15 protein-coding genes are annotated in these 16,098 nt (G+C 60.7%); 5 read left to right on the top strand and 10 right to left on the bottom strand.

All coding sequences use genetic code 11. The features are described 5' to 3' along the window. Nucleotides 1-83 precede the first annotated feature (83 nt). From nagE to MMG91_RS16995, 7 genes are all read right to left on the bottom strand, one after another. Nucleotides 84-1,799: an N-acetylglucosamine-specific PTS transporter subunit IIBC gene (gene nagE, locus MMG91_RS17025; protein ID WP_310660215.1), complete on the bottom strand. Its 1,716-nt coding sequence runs from the start codon at nt 1,797-1,799 to the stop codon at nt 84-86. Nucleotides 1,800-1,838: 39 nt separating this feature from the next. Further along, nucleotides 1,839-4,355, bottom strand: a complete 2,517-nt coding sequence (gene ptsP / locus MMG91_RS17020) for a phosphoenolpyruvate--protein phosphotransferase (RefSeq protein ID WP_310660214.1) — start codon at nt 4,353-4,355, stop codon at nt 1,839-1,841. A gap of 65 nt (nt 4,356-4,420) precedes the next feature. Beyond that, entirely contained in the window at nt 4,421-5,443 is a 1,023-nt protein-coding gene (locus MMG91_RS17015; protein WP_305446793.1) for an SIS domain-containing protein, read from the bottom strand. Beyond that, on the bottom strand, nt 5,424-6,530 hold the full coding sequence (gene nagA, locus MMG91_RS17010; protein ID WP_310660213.1) for an N-acetylglucosamine-6-phosphate deacetylase: 1,107 nt from the start codon (nt 6,528-6,530) through the stop codon (nt 5,424-5,426). Before nagA ends, MMG91_RS17015 begins: the two co-directional genes overlap by 20 nt. A gap of 15 nt (nt 6,531-6,545) precedes the next feature. Then, nucleotides 6,546-7,277, bottom strand: coding sequence for a GntR family transcriptional regulator (locus MMG91_RS17005; RefSeq protein WP_305503168.1), 732 nt, complete (start codon nt 7,275-7,277; stop codon nt 6,546-6,548). A 420-nt stretch (nt 7,278-7,697) separates the two neighbouring features. Further along, nucleotides 7,698-8,201 (bottom strand): murein L,D-transpeptidase family protein, encoded by a 504-nt coding sequence (locus tag MMG91_RS17000; protein ID WP_305503167.1) that lies wholly within the window; start codon nt 8,199-8,201, stop codon nt 7,698-7,700. A gap of 65 nt (nt 8,202-8,266) precedes the next feature. Then, nucleotides 8,267-8,818 carry an NUDIX hydrolase gene (locus MMG91_RS16995; protein ID WP_305503165.1) on the bottom strand — a complete coding sequence of 184 codons (552 nt, stop codon included), beginning with the start codon at nt 8,816-8,818 and terminating at the stop codon, nt 8,267-8,269. A gap of 146 nt (nt 8,819-8,964) precedes the next feature. On the opposite strand from MMG91_RS16995, the gene MMG91_RS16990 reads away from it, so the two are divergent. From MMG91_RS16990 to purT, 5 genes are all read left to right on the top strand, one after another. Then, nucleotides 8,965-9,564, top strand: coding sequence for a CoA pyrophosphatase (locus tag MMG91_RS16990; RefSeq protein WP_305503164.1), 600 nt, complete (start codon nt 8,965-8,967; stop codon nt 9,562-9,564). Between the two features lie 63 nt (nt 9,565-9,627). Then, nucleotides 9,628-10,152 (top strand): gamma carbonic anhydrase family protein, encoded by a 525-nt coding sequence (locus tag MMG91_RS16985; protein WP_310660212.1) that lies wholly within the window; start codon nt 9,628-9,630, stop codon nt 10,150-10,152. Next, entirely contained in the window at nt 10,149-10,364 is a 216-nt protein-coding gene (locus MMG91_RS16980; RefSeq protein ID WP_048395449.1) for a DUF1289 domain-containing protein, read from the top strand. Before MMG91_RS16985 ends, MMG91_RS16980 begins: the two co-directional genes overlap by 4 nt. A gap of 78 nt (nt 10,365-10,442) precedes the next feature. Beyond that, nucleotides 10,443-10,910 carry a preQ0 transporter gene (locus MMG91_RS16975; protein ID WP_310660211.1) on the top strand — a complete coding sequence of 156 codons (468 nt, stop codon included), beginning with the start codon at nt 10,443-10,445 and terminating at the stop codon, nt 10,908-10,910. Between the two features lie 99 nt (nt 10,911-11,009). Beyond that, the gene (purT, locus tag MMG91_RS16970) at nt 11,010-12,191 is read left to right on the top strand and encodes a formate-dependent phosphoribosylglycinamide formyltransferase (RefSeq protein ID WP_123719429.1); all 1,182 of its coding nucleotides are present in this window, start codon (nt 11,010-11,012) and stop codon (nt 12,189-12,191) included. Between the two features lie 112 nt (nt 12,192-12,303). On the opposite strand, the gene MMG91_RS16965 is transcribed toward purT, so the two are convergent. From MMG91_RS16965 to MMG91_RS16955, 3 genes are all read right to left on the bottom strand, one after another. Further along, nucleotides 12,304-13,620, bottom strand: coding sequence for an MFS transporter (locus tag MMG91_RS16965; RefSeq protein WP_305503158.1), 1,317 nt, complete (start codon nt 13,618-13,620; stop codon nt 12,304-12,306). A gap of 260 nt (nt 13,621-13,880) precedes the next feature. Then, nucleotides 13,881-15,122, bottom strand: coding sequence for a transporter associated domain-containing protein (locus tag MMG91_RS16960; RefSeq protein ID WP_310660210.1), 1,242 nt, complete (start codon nt 15,120-15,122; stop codon nt 13,881-13,883). Nucleotides 15,123-15,134: 12 nt separating this feature from the next. Next, the gene (locus MMG91_RS16955) at nt 15,135-15,947 is read right to left on the bottom strand and encodes an inner membrane protein YpjD (protein WP_030129838.1); all 813 of its coding nucleotides are present in this window, start codon (nt 15,945-15,947) and stop codon (nt 15,135-15,137) included. Between the last annotated feature and the right edge of the window lie 151 nt (nt 15,948-16,098).

Here is a 16,098-nt window from a genome sequence, read left to right as displayed (position 1 = left end):
GTTTGGACCTCTGCGGATTGATACTGACTCCCCCTGTAGGTGCTGCCGCAGGCTGCGATCTTTTGATCGCAGCCGCCAATGATCTAAACCCTGGCACTCATCTCACTGCGATTGATCAACATCTCCAGCGCACCCTTCAAACTCGGCGCCTTGTCGCCAATCAGCAGGTGCCATACGCCACCGTCCAATTGGCTGACACCCAGGCAACCAAGCGCTTTCAACTGACCCTCCGACAACGCTTTGCCATCCGCCAGTTGCAACCGAATCCGGGTCATGGCCACGCAATCCATTTGCAGCACATTGTCGCCGCCGCCCAGTGCCTTCAGCCATTGTGGGGCTTCTGTGTTCGTCACAGTGGCAGGTTCAGGTACGTCGATAACGGCAGCGGGGGAGGTGATAGCCGCGCGCCCCAAAGCCGGCATCGCCAACCGGATTTCATCGGCAATGCTGTCTGCCATCGGCCCGACCACCACCTGCAAACTTCCACCTTTACCCGGACGAACAACAGCCATCGCCCCCAATGCTTTCAAGTCCGCATCGGATGCCTTGTTGCGATCAACCATGTCCAGCCGCAACCGCGTCGTGCACGCACCCACCGTGATCAAATTATCCGCACCACCCAGTGCCTTGATGTAAGCCCCGGCGCGCTCATTCTCGGCGATCACCACCTTGTCGCCGGTCGGCACATCTTCACGCCCTGGCGTCTTTAAATTGAATCGACGAATACAGAAATCAAACACAATGTAGTAGATCAGCGCATACGCCAGCCCCACCGGAACCACCCGCCAGCCATTGGTGGACTCCCCCCAGCCCAGAACCATGTCGATGAAGCCGCCTGAGAAGGTAAAGCCCAGGTGAATGTTCAGTAAATTGGTGACCGCCATTGACAACCCCGTCAGCAGCGAGTGAAGCAAAAACAGCATCGGCGCGAGGAACATGAAGGCGAATTCGATCGGTTCGGTCACGCCGGTCAAAAATGAGGTCAGGGCCATGGACAAGAAGATCCCGCCCATGACTTTGCGCCGTTCCGGCAGGGCGTTGCGGTACATCGCCAGGCAGGCGGCGGGCAGGCCGAAGATCATCATCGGGAACATGCCGGTCATGAACTGGCCACCTTTCGGGTCGCCGGCAAAGTAGCGCGACAAGTCGCCTGTCACCAGGGCGCCGGTGGTCGGGTCGGTGAAGTTGCCGAACACGAACCACGCCATGTTGTTGAGGATGTGATGCAGGCCAGTGACGATCAGCAGGCGGTTGAATACGCCGAAAACGAAAGCACCGAAGCTGCCGCTCTCCATCATTAACGTGCCAAAGCCATTGATGCCGTGCTGGATCGGCGGCCAGATGAATCCAAACACGACGCCCAGGCCGACGGCGGCGAACCCGGTGACGATCGGTACAAAACGCCGTCCGCCAAAGAATGCCAGGTACTCCGGCAACTTGATGTCTTTGAAGCGGTTGTACAGTGCTCCCGCCATTAAGCCGCTGACGATCCCGGCGAGCATGCCCATGTTGATGCTCGCATCAAGCACCTTGAGGGTGGAGATCATCACCAGATAGCCAATGACCCCGGCCAGGCCAGCCGTGCCGTTGTTGTCTTTGGCAAAACCGACCGCGATGCCGATGGCGAAGATCAATGCCAGGTTGGCGAAGATCACCTGACCGGCGTCGTGGATGATCGCAATGTTCAGCAGGTCGGTGTCGCCGAGGCGCAGCAGTAACCCTGCAATCGGCAGGATCGCGATCGGCAGCATCAGCGCGCGACCGAGGCGTTGCAGGCCTTCGATGAAGTATTGGTACATGGCGGATCTCCCTGGGTTCTTGTTTTTTTTGTTGTGAGCTCAGCTCAGAGGCCATTGCTGGTGACAGGCGTGACGCACCGCGCTGGCGCTGCTCAGCTTGAGCAAGTCCTGGCTGATGCGTCGGCATTCATCGGCGTCGAGATGGCGGACGCGGTCCTTGATTTCACCGATCTGCACCGGGCTGACCGACAACTCCCTGACCCCCAGGCCGATCAACACCGGCGTGGCCAACGGATCGGAGGCGAGGGCGCCGCAGACGCCGACCCAACGGTTATGCACCGCCGCACCGGCGCAGGTCTGGGCGATCAGCCGCAGCAGCGCCGGGTGCAGCGCATCGACGCGGGAGGCGAGGCCGGCGTGGTCGCGGTCCATGGCCAGGGTGTATTGGGACAAATCGTTGGTGCCGATCGACAGGAAGTCCGCGTGTTCGGCCAGTTGCTCGGCCAGCAATGCGGCGGCCGGGACTTCGATCATAACGCCCAGCTCCGGGCGTTGGCTCAGGCCGAGTTCTCCGCACAGCGCATCGAGACGCTGGCGGATGTGCAGCAGTTCATCGACTTCGGTGACCATCGGCAGCAGGATCCGACAACGCGACAACGGACTGACTTGCAGCAGTGCGCGCAGTTGCTGATCCAGCAGTTCCGGGCGGACCTGGGCCAAACGAATACCGCGCAAACCGAGCACCGGATTCGCTTCGTCGGGAAGCGGTAAATAGTCGAGTTGCTTGTCGCCGCCGACGTCGATGGTGCGGATGATCACCGATTTGTCGCCCATGGCATCGAGCACGGCTTGATAGGCGATGCGTTGTTCCTGTTCGTCCGGCGCTGTGTTGCGGTCCACAAACAGAAATTCGGTGCGCAGCAGGCCGACGCCATCGGCGCCATTGGCCAGTGCATCGGCCGCTTCAGCGCTAGAAGCAACATTGGCGGCGACTTCGATGTGCAAACCATCAAGTGTCAGTGCCGGGGTGTGAGCCTGAGCCTGTTGCAGGGCGCGACGTTGTTTATGATCGAGTTGCGCCTGATGCACTTCGGCCAGGCGCGCGGCGTTGGGCGTCAGTTCGAGACGTCCGCCGTCGGCATCCAGCACTACCGCTTGACCTTGCTCCTGATCCAGCAGCGTCGAACCCAGCGCAACCATGCACGGCAAGCCTTTACCGCGGGCGAGAATCGCCACATGGGAAGTCGCGCCGCCCTCGGCCATGCACAACCCGGCCACACTTTGCTGGCTCAGTTGCAACAGGTCGGACGGGGTCAGTTCATGGGCCGCGACGATGGCGCCGGCCGGCACGTCGTACTGCCAGGTTTCACCGAGCAGAGCGCGTAGCACACGTTGTTTGAGATCGCGCAGGTCGTTGGCGCGTTCGGCCAGCAACGGGCTGCCGAGTTGCTGAAGCACCTCGCATTGCACGTCGATGGATTGGCTCCAGGCGTGAGTCGCCGCGATGCCCTGGTCGATGGACTGATGAGCCGCATCGAGCAACGCCGGGTCTTCGAGCAGCGCCAGATGCGCGGCGAAGATGGCTTCTTCGTCAGTATTCTTGTGCTTCTTCGCTTGGGCCAGCGTGGTGTCGATTTCACCCCGGACCTGGGTCCGCGCGGCGTCGAGAGCATGCCGTTGTTGCACCGGCTCATGATTGCCGACATCCATCGGCAGACTGATCGAGTTCAAACGAAACAACGGCCCAGCCACCAAACCGGAAGCGGCGCACACGCCATGCAACACGCCCGCTTCGGCAGGGCGATTGCGTTGGACGATCGGGGCTGGCACAGCGGCGTGGTTGTCTTCGGCCAGGGCTGTGGATAACGCCGCCAACAGAGCTTGCAGCGCGGCCTCGGCGTCCGGTCCCTGGCAGCTGACCCTGATTTCATCCTGCTCACCGACGGCCAGTCCCATCAGGCCGATCAAACTGTCGCAGGCCGCCGATTTGCCAGCGAAGTGCAGCCAGGATTTGCTCGTGAACTGTTGAGCGGTCTGGCGGATCAGCGCGGCAGGCCGGGCGTGCAGGCCGCCGCGATGGGCGACATGAATATGCCCCTGAACCTCGATGCCAACGACCTCAATGTCAATCTGCACACCGTTAGCCAGTTTCGGCACGATGTGCAGCAATGGATCGCCGACCTTCACCGATTTCAGCGTAATCGGCCGCGCCTGAAAGTCTTGGCTGTTAGTCAGGATCATCAGGCTGACCAGGCTTTTGCACTGCTGCGCGACCTGGTCAAGGTCATAACGCAGCAGCGGTTGACCGTTACTGACGCGCGCCCCTTCCTTGACCAGCATCGAGAAACCGACGCCCTGCAACTCGACCGTATCGAGGCCCAGGTGCAGCAGCAACTCGGCACCGTTATCGGCGCGCAAGGTGATGGCGTGGCCAGTGCGGGCGACGTGGGTCACCACAGCTTCACAGGGCGAGTACAAGGTGTCGTTCAGCGGATCGATGGCGATCCCGTCGCCCATGGCGCCGCTTGCGAACACCGGGTCCGGGACTTTGGCGAGTGTGAGCACCGGGCCGCTGAGCGGGGCGCTGAGGGTCAGCTCTTTATTGTTGTTGTGCATGGCTCGGTCTCATTTATAAAAAACGACGGTTCGGAGCAACTCAGGGTTGTTCGCTTGCCGTTCGACTAGTGCGTGCGCGTCACTTTGCTCAAATGACGCGGCTGGTCCGGGTCCATGCCTCGGGCGACGGCCAAGCCTGCAGCCATGACGTAGAAACTCTGGATCGCCAGAATCGGGTCCAGGGCCGGGTGTTCCGCGCGGCTCAGGGTCAGGTCGCGTTCGGCGACGTCATCAGGCGCGGCCAGTAGCACGCGGGCGCCGCGCTGGCGCATGTCAGCGGCCAGGCTCAGTAACCCGGCCTGCTCGGCGCCGCGCGGGGCGAAGATCAACAGCGGATAGTTCTCATCGATCAACGCCATCGGGCCGTGCCGGACTTCGGCGCTGCTGAAGGCTTCGGCCTGGATCGCCGAGGTTTCCTTGAATTTGAGGGCCGCTTCCTGGGCGATGGCGAAACCGGCGCCACGGCCGATTACCATCAAGCGTTGGCAATCGCGCAACGTATCGATGGCCAGGCTCCAGTCCTGTTTTGCCGCTTCGCGCAGACCTTCCGGCAGGGCAAGGCCTGCTTCCAGCAATTCCACGTCTTCTTTCCAGTGGGCGATCAGGCGGGCGCTGGCGGTGAGGGTGGCGATAAAACTCTTGGTCGCGGCGACGCTGCTTTCGGTGCCGGCGCACAGCGGCAGGCTGAATTCGCAGGCTGCTTCCAAAGGCGAGTTCTCAGCGTTGACCATGGAGATACTCAGGGCACCGCGCTTGCGCAACAGACGCAGGCTGTTCACCAGATCCGGGCTTTGCCCCGACTGCGAGAAGGCGAACGCGACCTGGCCACTGACCTTCAACGGTGCTTGCTGCATGGTCACCACCGACATCGGTAGCGATGCCACCGGAATGCCCAGTTGCTGCATGGTCAGGTAGGCAAAGTAGCTCGCCGCATGGTCGGAGCTGCCGCGAGCGACAGTCATCGCCACTTGCGGCGGCTGACGACGCAGGCGTCCGGCGATCTCGATCATCTGCGGGTCGAGTTGCTGCAATTGGGCTTGCACGGCCTCGAAGGAGGACAGCGCCTCTTCAAGCATTTTTGAAGTCAATGTCTTCTCCTTCGACCATGACGGCGGTCAGTGTGAGTGAGCGATCCAGCCGCACGCAGTCGGCCCAGGCGCCCGGTTGCAGGCGCCCGCGTTCTTGAAGGCCGAGGTAGTCGGCGGGGAATTGCGAAAGACGTTGCGAGGCTTCGCTGATCGGCAGACCGATCTTCACCAGGTTGCGCAGCGCCTGATCCATGGTCAGGGTGCTGCCAGCCAGCGTGCCGTCAGGCAGGCGCACGCCACCCAGACATTTGGTCACGGTGTGGCTGCCAAGCTTGTATTCGCCGTCCGGCATGCCGGCCGCGGCGGTGGAATCGGTGACGCAATACAGGCACGGGATCGAGCGCAGGGCCACGCGGATGGCGCCGGGATGCACGTGCAGCAGATCCGGAATCAGCTCGGCGTACTTGGCGTGGGCCAGCGCCGCGCCGACGATGCCCGGCTCGCGGTGGTGCAGCGGGCTCATGGCGTTGTAGAGGTGGGTGAAGCTGCTGGCACCGGCCGCAAGCGCAGCGACGCCTTCCTCGTAGCTGCCCAGCGTGTGGCCGATTTGCATGCGCACGCCGCGAGCGCTGAGGGCGCGGATCAAACCGTCGTGACCGGCGATTTCCGGGGCGATGGTGATCACCCGGATCGGCGCCAGCGCCAGGTATTCTTCGACTTCGACCATCAACGCGGTGTGGGCGAAATTCGGCTGAGCGCCGAGTTTGCCGGGGTTGATGTACGGGCCTTCGAGGTGCACGCCGAGGACTCGGGCGCTGCCTTTGGGCCGCTGCTCGCAGAACTCGCCGAGGTCCTTGAGCACTCGCGAGATTTCTTCGTTCGGTGCAGTCATGGTGGTCGCCAGCAGCGACGTAGTGCCAAACCGCACGTGGGTTTTAGTGATGGTTTCGAAGGCGGGCGCGCCTTCCATGATGTCTTTGCCACCGCCGCCGTGAACGTGCAGGTCGATGAAACCCGGCAGCAGGTAAGGCAAGTCGTTGTCCGCCGGATCGCACGGCTGGCCTTCGATGGACACGACCTTGCCGTGTTCGTGGATCAGCCGGCCGCGAACCCAGCCGTGAGCGGTGAGGATGTTGTCTTCGGACATGATCGGTTCTCTGGTTTAGCGGCGAAGCTCTGCGACAAAGTCGTAGTAGTCGTTGCGGCAATAGGTGTCGGTGACTTCGATCGGCGTGTTGTCTTCCATGTAGCCGACCCGGGTCATCAGCAGCATGGCGGTGCCAGGGGCGATGCCCACCAGCGCGGCGAATTCGTCCGAGGCGTTGATTGCCTGAATGTGTTGCAGGGCGCGGACCACCGGTTTGCCGATGCCGTCGAGGTATTCGTAGAGGGAGTCGCCCACCGCTTGCGGCTTGGGAATGATCGAGGCGGGCAGGGTGCTCATCTCGATCGCCATCACTGTGTCGTCGGCTTTGCGCAAGCGTTTGAGTCGCGCGACCTTGTCGTTGGGCGACAGGCCGAGACGGATCAATTCTTCGTGGGTCGGCGGGGTGATTTCCCGTTCCAGCCATTGCGAACCGGGGACGAAACCCTTGAGCCGGAGCATTTCGCTGAAGCCCGAGAGGCGCGACAGCGGTTGTTCCAGACGTGGCGTGATGAATGTGCCGGAGCCCTGATTTCGACGGATCAGGCCTTGCTCGAACAGCACTTCCAGCGCTTTACGCGCGGTGACGCGAGAGATGCCCAGCCGTTCGCTGAGATTGCGCTCCGACGGCATCGCCTGTTCGGCTTTCCACTGGCCGGCATGGATCGCCGCTTCCAGATTGCGCGCCAGTTGCAAGTACAGCGGCGTGGGCTGGGTGTCGTCAGGACGTAGGGCCTGGAGGTCATTCATGTAGGTTTGGTCCGATGCGGATGTAGGATTGTTGTCGCTCGGTGATGCGGCGAAACTAATACCACTTAAATACCATGTCAATGCCAGTACTTTGCTGTGGGCGCGTTAAAGCCTGCCCTGATTGATAGGGCTTAGAGGGTTTGTTTTTAAGTGGTATTAGAGGTTGGGGATTTGAAAGCAAAGATCGCAGTCTGCGGCAGCTCCTACAGGTGGCAATGGTATCTACCCTGTAGGAGCTGCCGCAGGCTGCGATCTTTTGAATTTATTTTTCGATACCGACCGAAGGTAGTCACTTGATCGTTCCCACGCTCTGCGTGGGAATGCCTCTACGGACGCTCCGCGTTCGGCTCTGGAGGGGGCGCGGAGCGTCCCGGGCTGCATTCCCACGCGGAGCGTGGGAACGATCATTACGGGGGGAGGTTACGGACGAATCTCAATCATCGTTCCATCCGGCACCAAGCCCCAAACCTCACGCATGTCCATATTACGCATGGCGATGCAGCCGTCGGTCCAGTCCAGCGTATGGAACAGGTCTTCCGGATTGTCTTCGGTGTCCGGGGTGCCGTGGATCATGATCATGCCGCCAGGCTCGACGCCTTCGCGCCGGGCACGGGCGGCGTCGCTGATGTTGGGGTAGGAGATGTGCATCGACAGGTTGAAACGGTCGCTGATCTTGCGCCAGTCCACCCAATAAAAGCCTTCGGGGGTGCGTTTGTCACCCTCCATCAGTTTTGGCCCCGTTGGGCGTTTGCCCAGGGAAATGCGATAGGTCTTGATCGGCTTGCCGTCATTGATTAATTGCAATTGATGGGCGGATTTGAGAACCAGAACTTTTTCGATGACTTTGCCGTCCAGCGTTTCCGTGGAGGAAGCCTGGCTGACAGCGACGAACGACAAGCAAAAAACGGCAAGCAACCAGCGCATTGAAACGATATCCCTAAGAGGTGTCGCGATTATTTATTTTATAGATGCTTTTACGTGTAGGCGCATTAAATGATGGCAGGCTGGACCAGCGGGGGGATCGATTCGGACCGCACGGGGTAGACCTCGGTCCGCCGGTCAGCGAAGAAGTATTCTAAGGTACGCCCCACCGTGCGGAAAGCCAGTTCGTCCCAAGGGATGTCGGCTTCTTCGAACAGTTGCACTTCCAGGCTCTCGGGACCCGCGGAAAAATCCAGGTCCACCAGCTCGGCGCGAAAGAACACATGCACCTGGCTGATGTGCGGCACGTCGATCAGCGTATAGATACTCAGGTTGCGCACCCGGGCACAGGCTTCTTCGGCGGTTTCGCGAATGGCGGCCTGTTCGATGGTCTCACCGTTTTCCATGAAGCCGGCGGGCAGGGTCCAGTAACCGAGCCGTGGCTCGATGGCGCGACGGCACAGCAACACCTTCGAACCCCAGATCGGCACGCAACCGGCGACGATATTGGGGTTCTGGTAATGGATGGTATGACAGCTGTCGCAGACAAAACGCAGGCGCGAATCGCCTTCGGGAATGCGCTGGGTTACCGGGTTGCCGCATTGGCTGCAAAATTTCATGCTTGGGTTCCTGAATGCTGCGCCTATCTTGGCGTGCAGCGGTGTCGGTCGGCAAGTTGTCGTTTCGCGACATGAGGCTGTTCGGGGCTTGGGCGGCCGGTGCGATTGGTGCATGATGCAGGGTAAGGCACAGATCGAGAAGACTCATGCTGGACGAGCTACTGCACCGGGTAAGCAATCACACGCCGCGTACGCTGGAAACCGACCTGCGTTTCCCCGAAGCCGCGGTATTGGTGCCTATCACGCGCAGTGACGAACCGGAATTGGTGCTAACCCTTCGCGCCAGCGGGCTCTCGACCCATGGCGGCGAAGTCGCCTTCCCCGGCGGTCGACGCGACCCCGAAGACCCTGACCTGATTTTTACCGCCCTGCGCGAAGCCGAAGAAGAAATCGGCCTGCCGCCGGGGCTGGTCGAAGTGATCGGCCCGCTGAGCCCACTGATCTCTCTGCACGGCATCAAGGTCACGCCCTATGTCGGCGTGATTCCGGATTTCGTCGAATACCTGGCCAACGATGCCGAGATTGCTGCCGTGTTCAGCGTGCCGCTGGAGTTCTTCCGCAAGGACCCGCGAGAGCACACTCACCGCATCGACTATCAGGGCCACAGTTGGTACGTGCCAAGCTACCGTTATGGCGAGTACAAGATCTGGGGGCTGACGGCGATCATGATTGTTGAGTTGATCAACCTGCTCTATGACGCGAAAATCAGCCTGCATCAACCCCCCAAGAATTTTATCAAAACCTGAAGCCATCGCGCGTATGGCGTGAACCCGTGAACCCGCGGCAGTCTGAGCCTTGAGGAAAACAAGATGAAATACCGCTTGGGCGACGCCCGCGTCGACACCCATCCGCAGAGTTGGGTCGCCCCCAATGCCGTGCTGGTGGGCAAGGTCAAACTGGAAGAGGGCGCCAACGTCTGGTTCAACGCCGTGTTGCGCGGCGACAACGAATTGATCCTGATCGGCAAGAACAGCAACGTGCAGGACGGCACCGTGATGCACACCGACATGGGCTACCCGCTGACCATTGGCACCGGCGTGACCATCGGCCACAACGCCATGCTCCACGGCTGCACGGTGGGCGATTACAGCCTGATCGGTATTAATGCGGTGATTCTCAATGGCGCGAAAATCGGCAAGAACTGCATCATCGGGGCCAATTCTCTGATCGGTGAGGGCAAGGAAATTCCGGACGGCTCATTGGTCATGGGCTCACCGGGCAAGGTCGTACGCGAATTGACCGAGCCGCAAAAGAAGATGCTCGAAGCCAGTGCGGCTCACTATGTGCACAACTCGCAGCGTTATGCCCGCGATCTGATCGAGCAGGAAGAATGAGCACCATTGAACGACCGGTTCCATCGCCGTGCGTGAACATTTGTGCGCTGGATGAGGATGACATTTGCACTGGGTGTCAGCGCACGGTGGAAGAAATCACCCGCTGGAGCCGGATGGACAACGCAGAGCGGCGCAAGGTGTTGGGGTTGTGTCATGAGCGGGCGAAGTCGAGCGGGTTGATCTGGATGTTGGGCAAAACGCCCGACCTGTAGCAGCTGCGATCTTTTGATTTATGCCGCTGCGTGACTGAAGTACCCTGTGCACCAAATTGACAGGTATCTCCCCGTCCCATGTTCTTCCTGATTGCCTACATCAGCAGCGTCGTGCTGATCAATTATGCCTTTTCCAGCGCCCCGCACCTGGACATCATCTGGTCGGCCTGGGGTGGGCTGGTGTTCGTGCTGCGGGACATGGTGCAAACCCGCTTCGGTCACGGCGCGATCGCGGCGATGCTGGTGGCGCTGGTGCTGTCCTATGTCACTTCCGATCCGTCCATTGCCCTGGCCAGCGCCATCGCATTCGCCGTGTCCGAGGGCATCGACTGGTTGGTGTTCAGCGCCACCAAGCGTCCATTGCACGATCGCCTGTGGATAAGTTCGGCGCTGAGCATCCCGCTGGACACCTTCATCTTCTTCGGCATGATCGATGCCTTCACTCCGGCCGTGATCCTCACCGCCATGGGCTCGAAGTTCGCAGGTGTGACGGTTGTATGGCTGATCATGGCCTGGCGCTTGCGTAATCAGGCCGTCGTCAGCTGAAGCCAAACCCTCAGGTTCATGTAAAATGCCGCGCTTTCTCCCCATGGGAAGCGTGCCAGGCACCGCATCCCTCGATGATCCGCTTCTTGAGGACCTGAGATGACCCGTATCGGAACTCCATTGTCGCCAACCGCGACCCGCGTATTGCTGTGTGGCTGTGGTGAGTTGGGCAAGGAAGTGGTGATCGAGCTGCAACGCTTGGGCGTTGAGGTGATTGCCGTCGATCGCTACGCCAATGCACCTGCCATGCAAGTCGCCCATCGCAGCCATGTGATCAACATGCTCGACGGCGCCGCCCTGCGTGCAGTGATCGAAGCCGAGAAGCCGGATTTCATCGTGCCGGAAATCGAAGCCATCGCCACCGCGACCCTGGTGGAGCTGGAGTCCGAAGGCTTCACTGTGATCCCGACCGCTCGCGCCGCGCAGTTGACCATGAACCGCGAAGGTATCCGTCGCCTGGCCGCCGAAGAGCTGGGCCTGCCGACGTCGCCGTACTACTTCGCCGACACCTTCGAAGACTACAGCAAGGCTGTCGAAGATTTGGGTTTCCCATGCGTGGTCAAGCCGGTCATGAGTTCCTCGGGCAAAGGCCAGAGCCTGCTGCGCAGCGTCGATGACGTACAGAAGGCCTGGGATTACGCTCAAGAAGGTGGCCGCGCCGGTAAAGGCCGCGTGATTATCGAAGGCTTTATCGACTTCGATTACGAAATCACCTTGCTGACCGTGCGTCACGTTGGCGGCACTACATTCTGTGCGCCAGTGGGTCACCGTCAGGAGAAGGGCGACTATCAGGAATCCTGGCAGCCACAAGCCATGAGCCCGGTTGCTCTGGCAGAATCCGAGCGCGTTGCCAAAGCAGTGACCGAAGCCTTGGGTGGCCGTGGTCTGTTTGGCGTCGAGCTGTTCATCAAGGGTGATCAGGTCTGGTTCAGCGAAGTCTCGCCGCGCCCGCATGACACCGGTCTGGTGACCCTGATTTCCCAGGACCTGTCGCAGTTCGCCCTGCACGCACGGGCGATCCTGGGCCTGCCGATTCCATTGATCCGTCAGTTCGGGCCTTCGGCTTCGGCGGTGATTCTGGTGGAAGGGCAGTCGACTCAGACCGCATTCGCCAATTTGGGCGCTGCGTTGAGTGAGCCGGATACGGCGTTGCGTCTGTTCGGCAAGCCTGAAGTCAATGGCCAGCGCCGGATGGGGGTGGCGTTGGCGCGTGATGAATCGATCGAGGCCGCACGGGCAAAAGCGACCCGTGCTTCCCAGGCTGTTGTGGTAGAGCTGTAACCGAGTCGCGGCTATCGCGGGCAAGCCCGCTCCCACAGGGTTTTCGGTTGATCACAAATTTTGTGTACACCTGAAATCCTGTGGGAGCGGGCTTGCCCGCGAAGGCGGTCTATCAGGCCACCCGATTCAAATCGTTATGCCGCGTCTCTTTCAGGCACAGCACCGCAATCAAACTCAACACCGCGGCCCCCGATACATACCCACCGACATAACTCAAACCGCCCATCGCCACCAGTTTTTGCGCAAAGAACGGCGCCGCCGAGGCTCCGACAATACCGCCCAGGTTGTAGGCGGCCGACGCGCCGGTGTAGCGCACGTGGGTCGGAAACAGCTCTGGCAGCAGTGCGCCCATCGGTGCAAACGTCACGCCCATCAGAAACAGTTCGATGCACAGGAACAGCGCCACGCCCCAGGTCGAACCTTGGGTCAGTAGCGGTTCCATCAGGAATCCGGACAGAATCGCCAGCACGCCACCGATGATCAGCACCGGTTTACGTCCGTAACGATCGCTTGCCCAAGCCGACAGCGGTGTTGCGGCCGCCATGAACAGCACCGCGAAACACAGCAGGGCGAGGAAGGTTTCGCGGGTGTAGCCGAGCGTCGACACGCCATAGCTCAGCGAAAACACCGTCGAGATGTAGAACAGCGCGTAACACACCACCATCGACCCGGCGCCCAGCAGCATCGGCGCCCAGTATTGGCTGAACAGCTCGACCAGCGGGATCTTCACCCGCTCCTGGCGAGCCATGGCATTGGCGAACACCGGGGTTTCGTGGAGCTTGAGGCGCACATACAGGCCGACCATCACCAGCGCGGCACTGAGCAGGAACGGAATCCGCCAGCCCCACGAACGGAACTGCTCGTCGTTCAGGCTCATGGCCAGGGTCAGGAACAGGCCGTTGGCCGCCAGAAACCCGATCGATGGACCGAGTTGCGGGAACATGCCGTACCAGGCGCGCTTGCCTTTGGGCGCGTTCTCCGTGGCCAGCAATGCGGCGCCGCCCCATTCACCGCCCAGCCCCAGGCCCTGGCCGAAGCGCAGCACACAAAGCAGGATCGGCGCCCAGGCGCCAATGCTGTCGTAACCCGGTAGCACGCCAATCAACGTGGTACACACGCCCATGAGCAGTAGGGAGGCGACCAGTGTCGATTTACGTCCGATGCGGTCACCGAAGTGGCCGAACAGCGCTGAACCCAGTGGCCGCGCAAGGAAGGCGATACCGAAAGTGAGGAACGCCGACAGCATCTGGGCGGTGCCGGAGGTCTGCGGAAAAAACACCGGCCCGATCACCAGCGCTGCTGCGGTGGCATAGACGTAAAAGTCGTAGAACTCGATGGCCGTGCCGATGAAACTCGCAGTGGCTACTCGAGTGGCGGAGTTGGTTGGTTGGACAGACGCTGCGTCGTTGAACGTTGTGCTGGTCGTCATGCGGTAATCCCTGACTGTCATGTGCCCCAGTGGAGCGAATTATTATGGTCGAATACCCAGGGATATGGGTTGAGATACGGTCGCTGTTCAAGGTAGGAACAGTCGTCGCAGTGATGCGGATATTGTCGATGATCTGGCCGGAACCTGCTGCGTGCGGGGTAAGCACGTGGTTCGGCGGGGGCTTGGGTAAGCGGCTCGATTATAGGAAGGCGGCTAACGATCTAACAAGAGGCCAAGCCCCCTCGCCACAGGGGATGGTGTCAGATTTTGGAAAGGGCAGGCACTGAGCTGGTATGCCAGATCAACACGCGCGTGACGCGATTGTCTTCCGTTTCCAGAATCTCCAGCCGATAACGCCCGATCTTCAGGCAAACCGCACTGTCTGGAATCGTTTCCAGCGCCTCGGTCACCAGTCCATTGAGCGTTTTCGGACCATCGCTGGGCAAGTGCCAGCCAAGGCTCTTGTTCAGTTCGCGAATCGACGCCGCACCTTCGATGACCAGGCGCCCATCGGTCTGGGGGTGGATGTGCGGGTTATCCAGGCTGTGCTGGCTTTCGAATTCACCGACGATTTCTTCGAGAATGTCTTCCAGGGTCACGATGCCCAGCACTTCGCCGTACTCGTCGACCACCATGCCCAAACGCCGCTGCTGCTTGTGGAAGTTCAGCAATTGCAGCTGCAGCGGGGTGCTTTCCGGTACGAAGTATGGTTCGTGACTGGCTGCCAGCAGCGCTTCCATGGTCAGGCTTGAATCCGGCAGCAGATGACGGATCTGCCGGGTGTTGAGCACCGCTTCGACCTGGTTGATGTCGCTGTGGAATACCGGCAGGCGGGTGCGTCTGTTGTGGCGCAATTGCTCGATGATTTCTTCGAGGGGGTCGTCCAGATTGATTCCGTCGACGTCACTGCGCGGCACAAGAATATCGTTGACCGTGATGTTATCCAGCGCGTGGATACCTGATAGCGGATGCGGGCGACTGGCGGCGTGTTCGTGATCGTCATGCCGATCGGCTGGCGCTTCGTCTTCGCTTTGTTGCACCACGTTGATTTTGCGAGCGAATGGCCGCGTCAGCAGCTGGCTGATGCCATTGAGTAGCCAGGCAGCCGGGTAGACGATTTTCAAGGGTATCCCGAGCAGCGTGTTGCCCAGGGCCAGAACGGCATCCGGATAGCGCACGGCAAGGGAGCGCGGCAGGTAATCGGCGAACACCAGCAGCAACGCGCTGGCGCCGAGGCAAGCAATCCATGGGCCGTTTTGCGCCCAGGTGAAAATCGCCAGCAGGGTGCTGATGACCACCACCAGCGCGCGGCACAGGGTGTTGCACAGGATCAGACTGTTGAGTGGAAAACTCAGCTTCGCCACGGGTTTGTCGCTGGAGCGCGAGGCCGTGCGTTGGGCCAGCAATTGCTGTTGTGCAGCTTCGATGGCGGTAAACAACCCCGACCATAAAATCAGCAGGGCCAGTACCGCGAGCATCGGCCCTATGGGCAAATCGTCCATTAATGCCGCCCGTCAGATATGCAGAATGTATTCGCGGACCAGCTTGCTGCCGAAATACGCCAGCATCAGCAGGCAAAAACCGGCAAGGGTCCAGCGGATGGCTTTGTGTCCGCGCCAGCCGAGGCGGTTGCGCCCCCATAGCAGCACGCTGAACACGATCCAGGCCAGGCACGCCAGCAGGGTTTTATGCACCAGGTGCTGGGCGAACAGGTTCTCGACGAACAGCCAGCCGGAGATCAGCGACAACGACAGCAGGCTCCAGCCGGCCCAGAGGAAACCAAACAGCAGGCTTTCCATGGTTTGCAGCGGCGGGAAATTCTTGATCAGCCCGGACGGATGCTTGTGTTTGAGCTGATGGTCCTGAACCAGCAGCAGCAAAGCCTGGAACACCGCGATGGTGAACATGCCGTAAGCGAGGATCGACAAGAGGATGTGGGCGAGAATGCCTGGCTCTTCGTCAATGATCTGCACCGTACCGGCGGGGGCGAACTGTGCCAGCAGCACGGTGGCGGCGCCCAGCGGGAACAGCAATAGCAGCAGGTTTTCCACCGGAATCCGCGAGCAGGCCAGCAGGGTCAGGGCAATAACCGCGGCGGCGATCAGGCTGGCGGCGCTGAAGAAGTCCAGGGCCAGGCCGATCGGTGTCAGCAGATAGGTGATCAGGCTGACACTGTGAGCCAGCACGGCCAGCACTCCGAGCGTGACCAACAGGCGCTTGTTCGCCTTGGCGCCGGTGGCCAGACGAGTGCCCTGATAGAGGGTCGCAGCGGCATATAAGCAGGCGGCGGCGAGGGTGGTAAGCAAACTGGGTGACAAGGGGAGCATAAATCCTGTTAGGCAAGCCCGAAAGGCGCTGAGTTTGGCATAGAACCCCCACGGCACGAAAGACCATGCAACCTGACGGCGAGGTGTCCGCCAGACGCAGTCTTCGCTATAATCCGCGACCTGCCCACGCCGCAGGCTCGCCGAGCACATG

This window comes from Pseudomonas sp. JL3, assembly GCF_031570575.1.
In the GTDB taxonomy this organism is placed as follows: domain Bacteria; phylum Pseudomonadota; class Gammaproteobacteria; order Pseudomonadales; family Pseudomonadaceae; genus Aquipseudomonas; species Aquipseudomonas cucumis.
Note: the sequence above shows the minus strand (reverse complement) of the source record. Positions and strands in the feature narration are given on the sequence as shown.

Excerpts from the sequence above, each read along its gene's own strand:
- nagE (WP_310660215.1), bottom strand. The coding sequence starts at position 1,799 with ATGTACCAATACTTCATCGAAGGCCTGCAACGCCTCGGTCGCGCGCTG.
- ptsP (WP_310660214.1), bottom strand. The coding sequence starts at position 4,355 with ATGCACAACAACAATAAAGAGCTGACCCTCAGCGCCCCGCTCAGCGGC.
- nagA (WP_310660213.1), bottom strand. The coding sequence starts at position 6,530 with ATGTCCGAAGACAACATCCTCACCGCTCACGGCTGGGTTCGCGGCCGG.
- MMG91_RS17005 (WP_305503168.1), bottom strand. The coding sequence starts at position 7,277 with ATGAATGACCTCCAGGCCCTACGTCCTGACGACACCCAGCCCACGCCG.
- MMG91_RS17000 (WP_305503167.1), bottom strand. The coding sequence starts at position 8,201 with ATGCGCTGGTTGCTTGCCGTTTTTTGCTTGTCGTTCGTCGCTGTCAGC.
- MMG91_RS16995 (WP_305503165.1), bottom strand. The coding sequence starts at position 8,818 with ATGAAATTTTGCAGCCAATGCGGCAACCCGGTAACCCAGCGCATTCCC.
- MMG91_RS16990 (WP_305503164.1), top strand. The coding sequence starts at position 8,965 with ATGCTGGACGAGCTACTGCACCGGGTAAGCAATCACACGCCGCGTACG.
- MMG91_RS16985 (WP_310660212.1), top strand. The coding sequence starts at position 9,628 with ATGAAATACCGCTTGGGCGACGCCCGCGTCGACACCCATCCGCAGAGT.
- MMG91_RS16980 (WP_048395449.1), top strand. The coding sequence starts at position 10,149 with ATGAGCACCATTGAACGACCGGTTCCATCGCCGTGCGTGAACATTTGT.
- MMG91_RS16975 (WP_310660211.1), top strand. The coding sequence starts at position 10,443 with ATGTTCTTCCTGATTGCCTACATCAGCAGCGTCGTGCTGATCAATTAT.
- purT (WP_123719429.1), top strand. The coding sequence starts at position 11,010 with ATGACCCGTATCGGAACTCCATTGTCGCCAACCGCGACCCGCGTATTG.
- MMG91_RS16965 (WP_305503158.1), bottom strand. The coding sequence starts at position 13,620 with ATGACGACCAGCACAACGTTCAACGACGCAGCGTCTGTCCAACCAACC.
- MMG91_RS16960 (WP_310660210.1), bottom strand. The coding sequence starts at position 15,122 with ATGGACGATTTGCCCATAGGGCCGATGCTCGCGGTACTGGCCCTGCTG.
- MMG91_RS16955 (WP_030129838.1), bottom strand. The coding sequence starts at position 15,947 with ATGCTCCCCTTGTCACCCAGTTTGCTTACCACCCTCGCCGCCGCCTGC.